27 protein-coding genes are annotated in these 13,495 nt (G+C 54.6%); all 27 read right to left on the bottom strand.

Annotated features, from left to right (window positions below; translation table 11 throughout):
- Positions 1–126: 126 nt before the first annotated feature.
- The 27 genes from rplQ to rplC all read right to left on the bottom strand — a co-directional run bounded on the left by rplQ (position 127) and on the right by rplC (position 13,435).
- Positions 127–513 carry a 50S ribosomal protein L17 gene (gene rplQ, locus CKW38_RS28185; protein ID WP_007918448.1) on the bottom strand — a complete coding sequence of 129 codons (387 nt, stop codon included), beginning with the start codon at positions 511–513 and terminating at the stop codon, positions 127–129.
- A 42-nt stretch (positions 514–555) separates the two neighbouring features.
- Complete coding sequence (gene rpoA, locus CKW38_RS28180; protein WP_003186012.1) at positions 556–1,557, bottom strand: DNA-directed RNA polymerase subunit alpha; 1,002 nt, start codon at positions 1,555–1,557, stop codon at positions 556–558.
- 22 nt (positions 1,558–1,579) lie between these two features.
- The gene (rpsD, locus tag CKW38_RS28175; RefSeq protein WP_003176404.1) at positions 1,580–2,200 is read right to left on the bottom strand and encodes a 30S ribosomal protein S4; all 621 of its coding nucleotides are present in this window, start codon (positions 2,198–2,200) and stop codon (positions 1,580–1,582) included.
- Positions 2,201–2,218: 18 nt separating this feature from the next.
- Positions 2,219–2,608, bottom strand: coding sequence for a 30S ribosomal protein S11 (gene rpsK / locus CKW38_RS28170; protein ID WP_002555466.1), 390 nt, complete (start codon positions 2,606–2,608; stop codon positions 2,219–2,221).
- 30 nt (positions 2,609–2,638) lie between these two features.
- Complete coding sequence (rpsM, locus tag CKW38_RS28165) at positions 2,639–2,995, bottom strand: 30S ribosomal protein S13 (RefSeq protein WP_009045849.1); 357 nt, start codon at positions 2,993–2,995, stop codon at positions 2,639–2,641.
- Positions 2,996–3,124: 129 nt separating this feature from the next.
- Positions 3,125–3,241: a 50S ribosomal protein L36 gene (gene rpmJ / locus CKW38_RS28160; RefSeq protein WP_002555468.1), complete on the bottom strand. Its 117-nt coding sequence runs from the start codon at positions 3,239–3,241 to the stop codon at positions 3,125–3,127.
- A gap of 27 nt (positions 3,242–3,268) precedes the next feature.
- On the bottom strand, positions 3,269–4,597 hold the full coding sequence (secY, locus tag CKW38_RS28155) for a preprotein translocase subunit SecY (protein WP_003228718.1): 1,329 nt from the start codon (positions 4,595–4,597) through the stop codon (positions 3,269–3,271).
- Positions 4,598–5,035, bottom strand: coding sequence for a 50S ribosomal protein L15 (gene rplO / locus CKW38_RS28150; RefSeq protein WP_003228720.1), 438 nt, complete (start codon positions 5,033–5,035; stop codon positions 4,598–4,600).
- A gap of 3 nt (positions 5,036–5,038) precedes the next feature.
- Positions 5,039–5,215, bottom strand: a complete 177-nt coding sequence (gene rpmD, locus CKW38_RS28145; protein WP_003176408.1) for a 50S ribosomal protein L30 — start codon at positions 5,213–5,215, stop codon at positions 5,039–5,041.
- A 2-nt stretch (positions 5,216–5,217) separates the two neighbouring features.
- Complete coding sequence (gene rpsE, locus CKW38_RS28140; protein ID WP_003186035.1) at positions 5,218–5,718, bottom strand: 30S ribosomal protein S5; 501 nt, start codon at positions 5,716–5,718, stop codon at positions 5,218–5,220.
- A 3-nt stretch (positions 5,719–5,721) separates the two neighbouring features.
- A complete protein-coding gene (rplR, locus tag CKW38_RS28135; RefSeq protein WP_003186037.1) occupies positions 5,722–6,072 on the bottom strand; it encodes a 50S ribosomal protein L18 in 351 nt (116 codons plus the stop codon).
- A 10-nt stretch (positions 6,073–6,082) separates the two neighbouring features.
- Complete coding sequence (gene rplF / locus CKW38_RS28130; protein WP_003176412.1) at positions 6,083–6,616, bottom strand: 50S ribosomal protein L6; 534 nt, start codon at positions 6,614–6,616, stop codon at positions 6,083–6,085.
- Between the two features lie 12 nt (positions 6,617–6,628).
- Complete coding sequence (gene rpsH, locus CKW38_RS28125; RefSeq protein WP_007918458.1) at positions 6,629–7,021, bottom strand: 30S ribosomal protein S8; 393 nt, start codon at positions 7,019–7,021, stop codon at positions 6,629–6,631.
- A 209-nt stretch (positions 7,022–7,230) separates the two neighbouring features.
- On the bottom strand, positions 7,231–7,536 hold the full coding sequence (rpsN, locus tag CKW38_RS28120) for a 30S ribosomal protein S14 (RefSeq protein ID WP_007918460.1): 306 nt from the start codon (positions 7,534–7,536) through the stop codon (positions 7,231–7,233).
- 13 nt (positions 7,537–7,549) lie between these two features.
- Positions 7,550–8,089 carry a 50S ribosomal protein L5 gene (gene rplE, locus CKW38_RS28115; RefSeq protein ID WP_003176415.1) on the bottom strand — a complete coding sequence of 180 codons (540 nt, stop codon included), beginning with the start codon at positions 8,087–8,089 and terminating at the stop codon, positions 7,550–7,552.
- Positions 8,090–8,109: 20 nt separating this feature from the next.
- Positions 8,110–8,424 (bottom strand): 50S ribosomal protein L24, encoded by a 315-nt coding sequence (gene rplX / locus CKW38_RS28110; RefSeq protein WP_003176416.1) that lies wholly within the window; start codon positions 8,422–8,424, stop codon positions 8,110–8,112.
- 11 nt (positions 8,425–8,435) lie between these two features.
- Positions 8,436–8,804, bottom strand: a complete 369-nt coding sequence (rplN, locus tag CKW38_RS28105; RefSeq protein WP_002555479.1) for a 50S ribosomal protein L14 — start codon at positions 8,802–8,804, stop codon at positions 8,436–8,438.
- A gap of 23 nt (positions 8,805–8,827) precedes the next feature.
- Complete coding sequence (gene rpsQ / locus CKW38_RS28100) at positions 8,828–9,094, bottom strand: 30S ribosomal protein S17 (RefSeq protein WP_003176419.1); 267 nt, start codon at positions 9,092–9,094, stop codon at positions 8,828–8,830.
- Between the two features lie 2 nt (positions 9,095–9,096).
- Positions 9,097–9,288 (bottom strand): 50S ribosomal protein L29, encoded by a 192-nt coding sequence (gene rpmC / locus CKW38_RS28095; RefSeq protein ID WP_002555481.1) that lies wholly within the window; start codon positions 9,286–9,288, stop codon positions 9,097–9,099.
- Positions 9,288–9,701: a 50S ribosomal protein L16 gene (gene rplP / locus CKW38_RS28090; RefSeq protein ID WP_007896757.1), complete on the bottom strand. Its 414-nt coding sequence runs from the start codon at positions 9,699–9,701 to the stop codon at positions 9,288–9,290. Before rplP ends, rpmC begins: the two co-directional genes overlap by 1 nt.
- Before the next feature lie 12 nt (positions 9,702–9,713).
- On the bottom strand, positions 9,714–10,400 hold the full coding sequence (gene rpsC, locus CKW38_RS28085) for a 30S ribosomal protein S3 (protein ID WP_003176422.1): 687 nt from the start codon (positions 10,398–10,400) through the stop codon (positions 9,714–9,716).
- 13 nt (positions 10,401–10,413) lie between these two features.
- Entirely contained in the window at positions 10,414–10,746 is a 333-nt protein-coding gene (rplV, locus tag CKW38_RS28080; RefSeq protein ID WP_003103908.1) for a 50S ribosomal protein L22, read from the bottom strand.
- Between the two features lie 11 nt (positions 10,747–10,757).
- The gene (rpsS, locus tag CKW38_RS28075; protein ID WP_003228731.1) at positions 10,758–11,033 is read right to left on the bottom strand and encodes a 30S ribosomal protein S19; all 276 of its coding nucleotides are present in this window, start codon (positions 11,031–11,033) and stop codon (positions 10,758–10,760) included.
- A 16-nt stretch (positions 11,034–11,049) separates the two neighbouring features.
- Positions 11,050–11,874, bottom strand: coding sequence for a 50S ribosomal protein L2 (rplB, locus tag CKW38_RS28070; RefSeq protein WP_003228734.1), 825 nt, complete (start codon positions 11,872–11,874; stop codon positions 11,050–11,052).
- A gap of 14 nt (positions 11,875–11,888) precedes the next feature.
- Positions 11,889–12,188 carry a 50S ribosomal protein L23 gene (gene rplW / locus CKW38_RS28065; RefSeq protein ID WP_002555488.1) on the bottom strand — a complete coding sequence of 100 codons (300 nt, stop codon included), beginning with the start codon at positions 12,186–12,188 and terminating at the stop codon, positions 11,889–11,891.
- Positions 12,185–12,787: a 50S ribosomal protein L4 gene (gene rplD / locus CKW38_RS28060; RefSeq protein WP_095114415.1), complete on the bottom strand. Its 603-nt coding sequence runs from the start codon at positions 12,785–12,787 to the stop codon at positions 12,185–12,187. The genes rplW and rplD overlap by 4 nt, the downstream gene beginning before the upstream one ends.
- Positions 12,788–12,799: 12 nt before the next feature.
- On the bottom strand, positions 12,800–13,435 hold the full coding sequence (gene rplC / locus CKW38_RS28055) for a 50S ribosomal protein L3 (RefSeq protein WP_003228738.1): 636 nt from the start codon (positions 13,433–13,435) through the stop codon (positions 12,800–12,802).
- Positions 13,436–13,495: the final 60 nt, after the last annotated feature.

The following is a 13,495-nucleotide window of genomic DNA, read 5'->3' as shown; positions in this document are numbered from 1 at the left end:
TACTAATCATGTATCCCGGCACATAGTGACAACAGAACAGTGTCAGAAGCTTGTACGAACGGCGCGTTTTTCTGCGGACACAAAAAACCGGGCGCTAGGCCCGGTTCTTCGTTTCAGACTGACGTCTTACTCGGCGGATACAGCTTCGCCAGCAGTAGCACGATCAACCAACTCGACGTACGCCATAGGCGCGTTGTCGCCAGTGCGGAAACCGCACTTGAGGATGCGCAGGTAGCCACCCTCACGGGTAGCGTAACGCTTGCCCAGGTCGTTGAAGAGCTTACCAACGATAGCTTTCGAACGAGTACGGTCGAAAGCCAGACGGCGGTTAGCCAGGCTGTCTGTCTTGGCCAGAGTGATCAGCGGCTCAGCAACGCGGCGCAGTTCTTTGGCTTTTGGCAGAGTAGTTTTGATCAGCTCGTGCTCGAACAGCGACACCGCCATGTTTTGAAACATGGCCTTGCGGTGCGAGCTGGTGCGGCTCAGGTGACGACCACTTTTACGATGACGCATGGTTCATTCCTTACCAAACACTACGTTCGGTGATTACGACGATCAGGCAGTCGCCTTGTCGTCCTTCTTAAGACTTGCAGGCGGCCAGTTGTCGAGGCGCATGCCGAGGGACAGACCGCGGGAGGCCAGAACGTCCTTGATTTCAGTCAAGGATTTCTTGCCCAGGTTCGGAGTCTTCAACAGCTCCACTTCGGTGCGCTGAATCAGGTCACCGATGTAGTAGATGTTTTCCGCCTTAAGGCAGTTAGCCGAACGTACAGTCAGTTCCAGATCGTCAACCGGGCGAAGCAGGATCGGATCGATCTCGTCTTCCTGCTCGACAACCACTGGCTCACTGTCACCTTTGAGGTCGACGAACGCAGCCAACTGCTGTTGCAGAATGGTTGCAGCGCGGCGGATAGCCTCTTCAGGATCCAGAGTACCGTTGGTTTCCAGATCAATAACCAGCTTGTCCAGGTTAGTACGCTGTTCGACACGGGCGTTTTCCACCACGTATGCGATACGGCGAACCGGGCTGAACGAAGAGTCGAGCTGCAAGCGACCGATGCTGCGGCTTTCGTCTTCATCGCTCTGACGCGAGTCTGCTGGTTCATAACCACGACCACGAGCTACGGTGAGCTTCATGTTCAGGGCGCCGTTAGACGCCAGGTTAGCGATTACGTGATCGGGATTAACGATCTCGACATCATGATCCAGCTGAATATCGGCAGCGGTAACCACCCCCGAACCCTTCTTCGACAAGGTCAGCGTAACTTCGTCACGACCGTGCAGCTTGATGGCCAGACCTTTAAGGTTCAACAGGATTTCAATTACGTCTTCCTGTACACCTTCGATGGCGCTGTACTCGTGGAGCACACCGTCAATCTCGGCCTCGACTACTGCGCAGCCGGGCATTGAGGACAACAGGATGCGTCGCAGCGCGTTGCCCAGGGTGTGGCCAAAACCACGCTCGAGAGGCTCGAGAGTGATCTTGGCGCGGGTTGGACTGACAACCTGCACATCAATATGGCGGGGTGTCAGGAACTCATTTACCGAAATCTGCATGGATGCACCTATTTTCTAGCCCTTACTTGGAGTAGAGCTCGACAATCAGGCTTTCGTTGATGTCGGCGGACAGATCACTGCGAGCAGGAACGTTCTTGAAAACGCCCGACTTCTTCTCAGTGTCTACTTCTACCCATTCTACGCGGCCACGTTGGGCACACAGATCGAGAGCTTGGACAATGCGAAGTTGGTTTTTTGCTTTCTCGCGAACTGCAACCACGTCACCAGCACGAACCTGATACGACGGAACGTTTACGGTCTGACCGTTAACGCTGATCGACTTGTGCGATACCAGTTGACGGGATTCGGCACGAGTCGAACCAAAGCCCATACGGTATACAACGTTGTCCAGACGGCATTCGAGCAGTTGCAGCAGGTTTTCACCGGTTGCACCTTTCTTGCCAGCAGCTTCTTTGTAGTAGCCGCTGAACTGACGCTCGAGAACGCCGTAGATACGACGGACCTTCTGCTTTTCACGCAGTTGGGTGCCGTAGTCGGACTGGCGACCGCGGCGTTGGCCGTGGATACCAGGTGCTGCTTCAATGTTGCACTTCGATTCGATCGCGCGCACGCCGCTCTTCAGGAAGAGATCGGTGCCTTCGCGACGAGCGAGTTTGCATTTTGGACCAATGTAACGAGCCATTCTTTACAATCTCCTGGATTACACGCGGCGCTTCTTCGGCGGACGGCACCCGTTGTGCGGGATTGGCGTCACGTCGGTGATGCTGGCGATCTTGTAGCCACAGCCGTTCAAAGCGCGGACTGCGGATTCACGACCTGGACCTGGACCTTTGACGTTGACGTCGAGGTTTTTCAGGCCATATTCCAGCGCAGCTTGACCAGCACGTTCAGCAGCTACTTGAGCAGCAAACGGGGTGGACTTGCGGGAACCGCGGAAACCCGAACCACCAGAGGTAGCCCAAGAAAGCGCGTTACCTTGACGGTCGGTGATGGTCACGATTGTGTTGTTAAAAGAAGCATGGATGTGGGCGATGCCATCAACCACTGTCTTTTTAACTTTTTTACGAGGACGAGCAGCAGGTTTTGCCATGATTAATTTCCTGTCGATTCGCGTGGGCGATTACTTGCGGATCGGCTTACGCGGACCTTTACGGGTACGCGCGTTAGTCTTGGTACGCTGACCGCGTACTGGAAGACCACGACGATGACGCAGACCACGGTAGCAACCGAGGTCCATCAAACGCTTGATTTTCATGTTGATTTCGCGACGCAGGTCACCTTCAGTGGTGAACTTCGCCACTTCGCCACGCAATTGCTCAATCTGCTCGTCGCTCAGATCTTTGATCTTTGCGGCTGGGTTTACCCCAGTCTCTGCGCAAATTTTCTGCGCAGTAGTGCGACCAACACCATAGATGTAGGTCAGCGAGATAACAGTGTGCTTGTTATCTGGAATGTTAACGCCTGCAATACGGGCCATTCAGTGGGACTCCAATTGACAGCTACCTACGCCCCGGAAGCCAAGAAATAGGGCGCGAGATAATATCGCTGTAATAACAAATAATCAACCCGGCAGCGCACTAGCTGCCGGGCTTCAAGCGGATCACACTCAGCCTTGGCGCTGTTTGTGACGCGGTTCCGCGCTGCAAATTACTCGAACAACACCTTCGCGGCGAATAATCTTGCAGTTACGGCACAGCTTTTTCACCGATGCACGAACTTTCATCACCAACTCCTCGAACCTTATGGGTACTCAGCGCAACATGCCGCTGCCGTAACCCTTCAGGTTGGCTTTCTTCATCAGGGATTCGTACTGGTGCGAAACGAGGTGCGATTGTACTTGGGACATGAAGTCCATCACAACCACGACCACGATCAGCAACGAGGTCCCGCCAAGGTAGAACGGAACGTTTGCTGCAACCACCAGGAACTGGGGCAACAGGCACACGGCCGTCATGTAAAGAGCACCGAACATGGTCAAGCGGGTCAGAACGCCATCAATGTAGCGCGCAGACTGCTCACCTGGACGGATGCCCGGAATAAAGGCACCGGACTTCTTCAGGTTTTCCGCTACGTCTTTCGGATTGAACATCAACGCCGTATAGAAGAAGCAGAAGAAAATAATCCCTGCACTAAACAGCAGAATATTCAACGGCTGACCAGGAGCGATCGACTGCGAGATGTCCTGCAACCAGCCCATACCTTCAGACTGACCAAACCAGGCACCCAGCGAAGCCGGGAACAGCAAAATGCTGCTCGCGAAAATAGCCGGAATAACACCGGCCATGTTCACCTTAAGCGGCAAGTGGCTTGTCTGCGCAGCAAAAACCTTGCGGCCCTGCTGACGCTTGGCGTAGTGAACAGCGATACGACGCTGACCACGCTCAATGAACACCACAAAACCGATAATCGCTACTGCCAGCAAACCGATGGCAACCAAGGCGAAGATGTTGATATCACCCTGACGCGCAGACTCGAAAGACTGCCCGATTGCTCTCGGAAGACCGGCGACGATACCCGAAAAAATCAACATCGAGATACCGTTACCTACACCACGCTCAGTAATCTGCTCACCCAGCCACATCATGAACATCGCACCAGCCACAAAAGTGGATACCGCGACGAAATGGAAGCCAAAGTCACCAGTGAACGCAACGCCCTGCCCCGCCAGACCAATGGACATGCCAATAGCCTGAACGAGAGCGAGGACGACGGTGCCGTAGCGGGTGTACTGGCTGATCTTGCGACGGCCAGCTTCACCTTCCTTCTTCAACTGCTCCAGCTGCGGGCTGACGGCGGTCATCAGTTGCATGATGATCGATGCCGAAATGTACGGCATGATCCCCAGTGCAAAGATGCTCATCCGTTCCAGCGCGCCGCCGGAGAACATGTTGAACAAGCTAAGAATGGTCCCCTCATTCTGTCGAAACAGGTCTGCGAGTCGGTCCGGGTTGATACCTGGAACCGGGATGTGTGCGCCTATTCGGTAGACGATAATCGCCAGGAACAGAAAACGCAGACGAGCCCAGAGTTCAGACATACCGCCTTTGCCGAGCGCAGAGAGAGCACCTTGCTTAGCCATTTATTCCTCGAACTTGCCGCCAGCTGCTTCGATAGCCGCACGCGCACCTTTGGTGGCGCCGATTCCCTTGCCGATAGTGACAGCGCGAGTCACTTCACCGGACAGCATGATTTTCACACGCTGTACGTTGACGTTGATCACGTTGGCATCTTTCAGGGACTGCACGGTGACGATGTCGCCTTCCACTTTAGCCAACTCGGACAAACGCACTTCTGCGCGATCCATGGCTTTCAGGGAAACGAAACCGAACTTCGGCAGGCGACGATGCAGCGGCTGTTGACCGCCTTCAAAGCCTGGAGCGATGGTGCCACCGGAGCGGGAGGTCTGACCTTTGTGACCACGGCCACCAGTCTTACCCAAACCGCTACCGATACCACGGCCCGGACGATGCTTTTCGCGACGGGAACCCGGCGCTGGACTCAGATCATTGAGTTTCATCGATTAACCCTCGACACGCAGCATGTAGTAAGCCTTGTTGATCATCCCGCGATTCTCGGGAGTATCCTGGACTTCTACAGTGTGACCGATGCGACGCAGACCCAGACCCTTAACGCACAGTTTGTGGTTAGGGATGCGGCCGGTCATGCTTTTGATCAGCGTTACTTTAACGGTAGCCATGATCAGAAGATCTCCTTGACGCTTTTGCCACGCTTGGCGGCAATGGATTCAGGAGACTGCATAGCTTTCAAACCTTTGAAAGTGGCGTGAACCACGTTTACCGGGTTAGTCGAGCCGTAGCACTTGGCCAGAACGTTCTGAACACCAGCAACCTCGAGGACAGCACGCATAGCGCCGCCAGCGATGATACCGGTACCTTCAGAAGCAGGCTGCATGTACACCTTCGAAGCGCCGTGAGCGGACTTCATTGCGTACTGCAGAGTGGTGCCGTTCAGATCAACTTGGATCATGTTGCGGCGAGCAGCTTCCATTGCCTTCTGGATCGCAGCAGGCACTTCACGCGACTTGCCACGGCCGAAGCCAACACGCCCTTTACCATCACCAACCACGGTCAACGCGGTGAAAGTGAAGATACGGCCGCCTTTAACGGTTTTGGCTACGCGGTTAACTTGAACCAGCTTCTCAATGTAGCCTTCGTCGCGCTTTTGGTCGTTATTTGACATAACTTAGAACTCCAGCCCAGCTTCACGAGCAGCATCAGCCAGCGCTTTAACGCGGCCGTGGTACTTGAAGCCAGAGCGGTCGAAAGCCACTTGCGAGACGCCAGCGGCCTTAGCACGCGTAGCGACCAGCTGGCCAACCTTTGTGGCCGCGTCGATGTTGCCAGTGGCGCCATCACGCAGTTCTTTATCCAAAGTCGAGGCGCTTGCCAGGACTTTGTTGCCGTCGGCCGAGATGACCTGGGCGTAGATGTGCTGCGACGAGCGGAACACGCAGAGACGCACGACTTCGAGTTCGTGCATTTTCAGGCGTGCTTTGCGAGCGCGACGCAGTCGAGTAACTTTTTTGTCGGTCATTTGCTATGCCCTACTTCTTCTTGGCTTCTTTACGACGGACGACTTCGTCCGCGTAGCGCACACCTTTGCCTTTGTACGGCTCTGGTGGACGGAAGTCGCGGATCTCAGCGGCCACTTGACCTACCAGCTGCTTATCGATGCCCTTGATCAGGATATCGGTCTGGCTAGGAGTCTCAGCGGTGATGCCTTCCGGCAGTTCGTAATCCACTGGGTGCGAGAAGCCAAGGGCCAGGTTCAAAACCGTGCCTTTTGCTTGCGCCTTGTAACCAACACCGACCAGCTGGAGCTTGCGCTCGAAGCCTTGGCTTACGCCTTGGACCATGTTGTTTACCAACGCACGCGTGGTACCGGCCATTGCGCGAGTTTGTTGATCGCCATTGCGAGCAGCGAAACGCAGCTCACCAGCTTCTTCAACGATCTCAACGGACGAATGGATGTTCAGTTCAAGAGTACCCTTGGCACCCTTCACCGAAAGCTGTTGGCCTGCGAATTTTACTTCGACACCGGCTGGCAGCTTAACGGGGTTCTTAGCGACGCGAGACATGCTTATCCCCCCTTAGAACACAGTGCAAAGAACTTCGCCGCCGACACCGGCAGCGCGCGCAGCACGATCCGTCATCACACCTTTGTTGGTGGAGACGATAGACACGCCAAGACCGCCACGAACTTTCGGCAGATCTTCAACGGACTTGTACTGACGCAGGCCTGGACGACTAACGCGCTTCACTTCTTCGATAACCGGACGGCCTTCGAAGTACTTCAGCTCGATGGACAACGACGGCTTAGCGTCGGTGGTGATCTGAAAATCCGCGATGTAACCTTCGTCCTTCAGGACTTTTGCTACAGCCACCTTCAGCGTGGAAGACGGCATGCTTACGACAGACTTTTCAGCCATCTGGGCATTACGGATTCGAGTTAGCATGTCCGCTAACGGGTCCTGCATACTCATGGGCTAGACGCTCCTAATACAGAAAAATTAGCCTTGCGGCTACTACTTGTCGCCGAGAACTTCCGGGCATGAAAAACACGGGCTCAGGCGAGCCGGTCATTCTAGACACACCCCAGAAATGAATCAAGCCCCAAAAGGGGCTTGATTCAGATTCAAGGCCACCGATGGTCAGGTTCTTGCGAACCCGAACATCGAGACTTTGACAACAATTACCAGCTGGCTTTAACCAGGCCTGGTACGTCACCACGCATTGCAGCTTCACGCAGCTTGTTACGGCCGAGGCCGAACTTGCGGTAAACGCCGTGCGGACGACCAGTCAGGCGGCAACGGTTACGCATGCGCGCAGCGCTTGCGTCACGTGGTTGCTTCTGCAGAGCTACGGTAGCTTCCCAACGCGCTTCTGGACTTGCGTTCAGATCGACGATGATAGCTTTCAGCGCTGCACGCTTGGTGGCGTACTTGGCAACAGTGAGCTGACGCTTCAGCTCACGGTTCTTCATGCTCTTCTTGGCCATTTTCCTACTCCAATCAGTTGCGGAACGGGAATTTGAAAGCACGCAGCAGAGCGCGGCCTTCATCATCGTTCTTGGCAGTGGTGGTCAGGGTAATGTCCAGACCGCGGAGAGCATCGATCTTGTCGTAGTCGATTTCCGGGAAAATGATCTGCTCTTTTACGCCCATGCTGTAGTTACCACGACCATCAAAGGACTTGGCATTCAGGCCGCGGAAGTCGCGAACCCGAGGCAGGGAGATCGACAGCAGACGATCCAGGAACTCATACATACGCTCACGGCGCAGGGTCACCTTGACGCCGATCGGCCATCCTTCACGGACTTTAAAGCCAGCGATGGATTTACGAGCGTAGGTCACAACGACTTTTTGGCCGGTGATCTTTTCCAGGTCAGCAACAGCATGCTCGATGACTTTCTTGTCACCAACAGCTTCGCCCAGACCCATGTTCAGGGTGATTTTTGTAACGCGTGGAACTTCCATCACGTTCGAAAGCTTAAGTTCTTCCTTAAGCTTCGGTGCGATTTCCTTCCAGTAAATCTCTTTTAGTCGTGCCATGGTCTTCTACCTAGCAGTGTTCAAGCATCAACCGCTTTTTGGGTCGACTTGAAGACACGAATTTTCTTGCCGTCTTCTACTTTGAAACCAACGCGGTCAGCCTTGTTGGTTTCGCCGTTGAAAATGGCGACGTTAGAAGCGTCCAGTGGAGCTTCTTTTTCGACGATACCGCCTTGCACGCCCGACATCGGGTTAGGCTTGGTATGACGCTTAACCAGGTTCAGACCACCAATAACCAGACGGTTATTAGCAAGAACCTTAAGCACCTTACCGCGCTTACCTTTGTCTTTGCCGGCGATCACGATGATCTCGTCGTCACGACGAATCTTTTGCATGTCGGATCTCCTTACAGCACTTCTGGGGCGAGCGAGACGATCTTCATGAACTTCTCAGTACGAAGTTCACGGGTCACTGGCCCAAAGATACGGGTGCCGATCGGCTCTTGCTTGTTGTTCAGAAGAACAGCAGCGTTGCCATCAAAGCGGATAATGGAGCCATCAGCACGACGTACGCCGTGACGAGTGCGGACTACAACAGCAGTCATCACTTGGCCTTTTTTCACTTTACCGCGAGGAATTGCTTCCTTCACGGTAACTTTGATGATGTCACCGATACCAGCGTAACGACGATGGGAGCCACCCAGCACCTTGATGCACATAACGCGGCGAGCGCCGCTGTTATCGGCCACATCGAGCATGGATTGAGTCTGAATCATATAATTTCTCCGACCCCTAGTCCTTAGACTTCCACAGCGCGTTCGAGAACATCAACCAGCGCCCAAGACTTGGTCTTGGCCAAAGGACGAGTTTCACGAATAGTGACTTTGTCGCCGATGTGGCACTGATTGGTTTCGTCGTGCGCGTGCAGCTTAGTCGAACGCTTAACGTATTTACCGTAGATCGGGTGCTTAACGCGACGCTCGATCAGTACGGTGATGGTTTTGTCCATCTTGTCGCTGACAACACGGCCAGTCAGCGTACGGACAGTTTTTTCGGCTTCAGCCATGATTACTTACCTGCCTGCTGGTTGAGCACAGTCTTCACGCGAGCGATGTCACGCTTAACTTGCGAGAGCAGATGAGACTGCCCCAACTGGCCAGTTGCTTTCTGCATACGCAGATTGAACTGGTCGCGCAGCAAGCCGAGCAGTTGCTCGTTCAGCTGCTGTGCGGATTTTTCACGAAGTTCATTCGCTTTCATCACATCACCGTCCGTTTAACAAAGGCGGTGGCGAGCGGCAGCTTTGCAGCAGCCAGGGCAAAAGCCTCACGCGCCAGCTCTTCAGAAACACCCTCGATTTCATACAGGACTTTGCCTGGCTGAATCTGGGCAACCCAGTACTCCACACTACCCTTACCTTTACCCATCCGAACTTCGAGTGGCTTCTTGGAAATAGGCTTGTCCGGGAATACACGGATCCAGATCTTGCCGCCACGTTTAACGTGACGGGTCAGAGCACGACGCGCTGACTCGATCTGACGAGCGGTGAGACGACCACGAGCTACAGACTTCAGCGCGAACTCGCCGAAGCTGACTTTGCTACCGCGCTGAGCCAGACCACGGTTGTGGCCTGTCATCTGCTTGCGGAACTTCGTACGCTTAGGTTGCAACATTTGGCGTACCCCTTACTTAGCAGCTTTTTTACGAGGCGCTGGTGCTTGTGGTTTCAGCTCTTCTTGGCGACCACCAATTACTTCGCCTTTGAAGATCCAAACCTTTACACCGATCACACCATAAGTGGTGTGAGCTTCGTAGTTGGCATAGTCGATGTCGGCACGCAGGGTGTGCAATGGCACACGACCTTCGCGATACCATTCAGTACGTGCGATTTCAGCACCGCCGAGACGACCGCTCACTTGGATTTTGATGCCTTTGGCACCAATGCGCATGGCGTTCTGAACGGCGCGCTTCATAGCGCGACGGAACATTACACGACGCTCCAGCTGCTGAGCTACGCTCTGCGCAACCAGCATACCGTCGAGTTCCGGCTTGCGGATCTCTTCGATATTGATGTGCACAGGCACACCCATTTGCTTGGTCAGGTCCTGACGCAGTTTCTCAACATCTTCACCTTTCTTCCCGATAACGATACCTGGGCGAGCGGTGTGGATGGTGATACGTGCAGTTTGGGCCGGACGATGGATATCGATACGGCTTACGGACGCGCTTTTTAGTTTGTCTTGGAGATACTCACGCACTTTCAGATCTGCGAACAAATAGTCCGCATAAGTCCGACCGTCTGCGTACCAGACGGAGGTGTGCTCCTTGACGATTCCCAGGCGAATGCCAATGGGATGTACTTTCTGACCCATCTCTTCGACTCCGTTACTTGTCAGCAACCTTGACAGTGATATGGCAAGACCGCTTGACGATGCGATCAGCACGGCCTTTGGCACGTGGCATGATGCGCTTCAGCGAACGCCCTTCGTTGACGAAAACGGTGCTGACCTTCAGGTCATCAACGTCTGCGCCTTCGTTATGCTCGGCGTTGGCTACGGCCGACTCCAGCACTTTCTTCATGATCTCGGCGGCTTTCTTACTGCTGAAAGCCAACAAGTTGAGCGCTTCGCCCACCTTCTTCCCGCGGATCTGGTCGGCGACCAAGCGGGCTTTCTGGGCGGAGATTCGAGCGCCCGACAACTTAGCGGCTACTTCCATTTCCTAACCCCTTAACGCTTGGCTTTCTTGTCAGCCACGTGCCCACGATAAGTGCGGGTACCGGCGAACTCGCCCAGTTTATGGCCGACCATGTCTTCGTTCACGAGAACTGGGACGTGCTGACGACCGTTATGTACGGCGATGGTCAGACCGACCATCTGTGGCAGGATCATCGAACGACGCGACCAAGTCTTAATTGGTTTGCGATCGTTCTTTTCCGCCGCCACTTCGATCTTCTTCAGTAGGTGAAGATCAATAAAAGGACCTTTTTTCAGAGAACGTGGCACTGTCGTATCCCTCTATTTACTTGCGACGACGGACGATCATTTTGTCGGTACGCTTATTACCACGAGTCTTCGCGCCCTTAGTCGGGAAGCCCCATGGCGATACCGGATGACGACCACCAGAGGTACGACCTTCACCACCACCATGTGGGTGGTCAACCGGGTTCATGGCAACACCACGAACGGTTGGGCGAACGCCACGCCAGCGTTTGGCACCAGCTTTACCCAGCGAACGCAGGCTATGCTCGGAGTTCGAGACTTCGCCCAGGGTCGCACGGCATTCAGCCAGGACTTTACGCATTTCACCGGAACGCAGACGCAGGGTAACGTACACACCTTCACGAGCGATCAGCTGAGCCGAAGCACCAGCGGAACGAGCGATCTGTGCGCCTTTACCTGGCTTCAGTTCGATGCCGTGTACAGTAGAACCCACTGGAATGTTGCGCAGTTGCAGAGCGTTGCCTGGCTTGATTGGAGCCAGAGCGCCTGCGATCAGCTGGTCGCCAGCACTCACGCCTTTAGGGGCGATGATGTAGCGGCGCTCGCCGTCTGCGTAGCAGAGCAGTGCGATGTGAGCAGTACGGTTTGGATCGTATTCGATACGCTCGACAGTGGCGACGATGCCATCTTTGTCGTTGCGACGGAAATCGACCATACGATAATGCTGCTTATGACCACCACCGATGTGACGCGTGGTAATACGGCCATTGTTGTTACGACCACCAGTCTTCGATTTTTTCTCGAGCAGCGGTGCGTGAGGAGCGCCTTTATGCAGCTCCTGGTTGACCACCTTGACCACAAAACGGCGGCCAGGGGAAGTCGGTTTGCATTTAACGATTGCCATGATGCACCCCTTCCTTACTCAGCACTGCTGCTGAAATCGAGATCTTGGCCTGGCTGAAGGGAGATAACTGCCTTCTTCCAGTCATTACGCTTGCCCAGACCGCGAGCAGTGCGCTTGCTCTTACCCAGAACGTTCAGGGTAGTGACGCGCTCTACTTTCACGCTGAACAGGCTTTCGACGGCCTTCTTGATTTCCAGCTTGGTTGCATCAGTAGCAACCTTGAAAACGAACTGGCCTTTCTTGTCTGCCAGAACCGTAGCCTTCTCGGAAACGTGCGGGCCAAGCAGAACTTTAAATACGCGTTCCTGGTTCATCCCAGCAGCTCCTCGAATTTCTTCACGGCCGACACGGTGATCAACACCTTGTCGTATGCGATCAGACTAACTGGATCGGAACCTTGAACGTCACGTACATCTACGTGCGGCAGGTTACGAGCAGCCAGGTACAGGTTCTGATCAACAGCGTCCGACACGATCAAAACGTCGCTCAGGCTCATGTTGTTCAGCTTGCCCAGCAGGTCTTTGGTTTTCGGAGTTTCAACAGCGAAATCCTGAACCACGACCAGACGATCAGTACGCACCAGCTCAGCAAGGATGGAACGCATTGCTGCGCGATACATCTTCTTGTTCAGCTTCTGGGAGTGATCCTGTGGACGAGCTGCGAAAGTGGTACCGCCGCCACGCCAGATTGGGCTACGGATAGTACCGGCACGAGCACGGCCAGTACCTTTCTGACGCCATGGGCGCTTGCCGCCACCACGAACGTCGGAACGGGTCTTTTGCTGCTTGGTACCTTGACGGCCGCCGGCCATGTAGGCCACGACTGCTTGGTGAACCAGCGTCTCATTGAACTCGCCGCCAAACGTCAGTTCGGAAACTTCGATCGCTTGAGCGTCATTTACATTTAATTGCATGTCAGCTTCCCCTTAACCGCGAGCCTTGGCTGCTGGACGTACAACCAGGTTGCCGCCAGTAGCGCCAGGAACAGCACCCTTGACCAACAACAGATTGCGTTCAGCGTCCACGCGCACTACTTCCAGGGACTGCACGGTCACGCGCTCAGCGCCCATATGACCGGACATTTTTTTGCCCTTGAATACACGACCAGGAGTCTGGCACTGGCCGATAGAGCCTGGGACGCGGTGGGATACGGAGTTACCGTGGGTGTTATCTTGCCCGCGGAAATTCCAACGCTTGATCGTACCCTGGAAGCCTTTACCCTTGGACTGACCGGTTACATCAACCAGTTGACCAGCGGCGAAGATTTCAGCGTTGATCAGATCGCCAGCCTGGTACTCGCCTTCTTCAAGACGGAATTCCATGGTGGTGCGACCAGCGGCAACGTTCGCCTTGGCGAAGTGGCCAGCCTGAGCTGCTGTTACACGCGAAGCACGACGCTCGCCGACAGTGACTTGCACTGCACGATAGCCATCGGTCTCTTCAGTTTTGAACTGGGTGACGCGATTCGGTTCGATCTCAATGACCGTGACCGGAATGGAGACACCTTCTTCGGTGAAAATACGGGTCATACCGCATTTACGACCGACTACACCAATAGTCATGTTGTAAACCTCATGAGTGTACGGGGCTTTCACCCGCTATGGCCGCCCATTTCAGAGCGT

It is taken from the genome of Pseudomonas sp. Irchel 3H7, from assembly GCF_900187605.1.
Lineage (GTDB): Bacteria > Pseudomonadota > Gammaproteobacteria > Pseudomonadales > Pseudomonadaceae > Aquipseudomonas.
This window is presented reverse-complemented; position numbering and strand designations above follow the sequence as displayed.

Coding starts and splice junctions, on each gene's coding strand:
- rpsH (WP_007918458.1), bottom strand. CDS start 7,021: ATGAGTATGCAGGACCCGTTAGCGGACATGCTAACTCGAATCCGTAAT.
- rplE (WP_003176415.1), bottom strand. CDS start 8,089: ATGGCACGACTAAAAGAGATTTACTGGAAGGAAATCGCACCGAAGCTT.
- rplR (WP_003186037.1), bottom strand. CDS start 6,072: ATGACCGACAAAAAAGTTACTCGACTGCGTCGCGCTCGCAAAGCACGC.
- rplN (WP_002555479.1), bottom strand. CDS start 8,804: ATGATTCAGACTCAATCCATGCTCGATGTGGCCGATAACAGCGGCGCT.
- rpsM (WP_009045849.1), bottom strand. CDS start 2,995: ATGGCCCGTATTGCAGGCGTTAACATTCCAGATAACAAGCACACTGTT.
- rplC (WP_003228738.1), bottom strand. CDS start 13,435: ATGACTATTGGTGTAGTCGGTCGTAAATGCGGTATGACCCGTATTTTC.
- rplO (WP_003228720.1), bottom strand. CDS start 5,035: ATGAAACTCAATGATCTGAGTCCAGCGCCGGGTTCCCGTCGCGAAAAG.
- rpmJ (WP_002555468.1), bottom strand. CDS start 3,241: ATGAAAGTTCGTGCATCGGTGAAAAAGCTGTGCCGTAACTGCAAGATT.
- rplP (WP_007896757.1), bottom strand. CDS start 9,701: ATGTTGCAACCTAAGCGTACGAAGTTCCGCAAGCAGATGACAGGCCAC.
- rplX (WP_003176416.1), bottom strand. CDS start 8,424: ATGCAAAAGATTCGTCGTGACGACGAGATCATCGTGATCGCCGGCAAA.
- rpmC (WP_002555481.1), bottom strand. CDS start 9,288: ATGAAAGCGAATGAACTTCGTGAAAAATCCGCACAGCAGCTGAACGAG.
- rplQ (WP_007918448.1), bottom strand. CDS start 513: ATGCGTCATCGTAAAAGTGGTCGTCACCTGAGCCGCACCAGCTCGCAC.
- rpsD (WP_003176404.1), bottom strand. CDS start 2,200: ATGGCTCGTTACATTGGTCCAAAATGCAAACTCGCTCGTCGCGAAGGC.
- rplW (WP_002555488.1), bottom strand. CDS start 12,188: ATGAACCAGGAACGCGTATTTAAAGTTCTGCTTGGCCCGCACGTTTCC.
- rpmD (WP_003176408.1), bottom strand. CDS start 5,215: ATGGCTACCGTTAAAGTAACGCTGATCAAAAGCATGACCGGCCGCATC.
- rpsE (WP_003186035.1), bottom strand. CDS start 5,718: ATGTCAAATAACGACCAAAAGCGCGACGAAGGCTACATTGAGAAGCTG.
- rpsN (WP_007918460.1), bottom strand. CDS start 7,536: ATGGCCAAGAAGAGCATGAAGAACCGTGAGCTGAAGCGTCAGCTCACT.
- rplB (WP_003228734.1), bottom strand. CDS start 11,874: ATGGCAATCGTTAAATGCAAACCGACTTCCCCTGGCCGCCGTTTTGTG.
- rpsK (WP_002555466.1), bottom strand. CDS start 2,608: ATGGCAAAACCTGCTGCTCGTCCTCGTAAAAAAGTTAAAAAGACAGTG.
- rpoA (WP_003186012.1), bottom strand. CDS start 1,557: ATGCAGATTTCGGTAAATGAGTTCCTGACACCCCGCCATATTGATGTG.
- secY (WP_003228718.1), bottom strand. CDS start 4,597: ATGGCTAAGCAAGGTGCTCTCTCTGCGCTCGGCAAAGGCGGTATGTCT.
- rplF (WP_003176412.1), bottom strand. CDS start 6,616: ATGTCTCGCGTCGCTAAGAACCCCGTTAAGCTGCCAGCCGGTGTCGAA.
- rpsQ (WP_003176419.1), bottom strand. CDS start 9,094: ATGGCTGAAGCCGAAAAAACTGTCCGTACGCTGACTGGCCGTGTTGTC.
- rplD (WP_095114415.1), bottom strand. CDS start 12,787: ATGCAATTAAATGTAAATGACGCTCAAGCGATCGAAGTTTCCGAACTG.
- rplV (WP_003103908.1), bottom strand. CDS start 10,746: ATGGAAGTAGCCGCTAAGTTGTCGGGCGCTCGAATCTCCGCCCAGAAA.
- rpsC (WP_003176422.1), bottom strand. CDS start 10,400: ATGGGTCAGAAAGTACATCCCATTGGCATTCGCCTGGGAATCGTCAAG.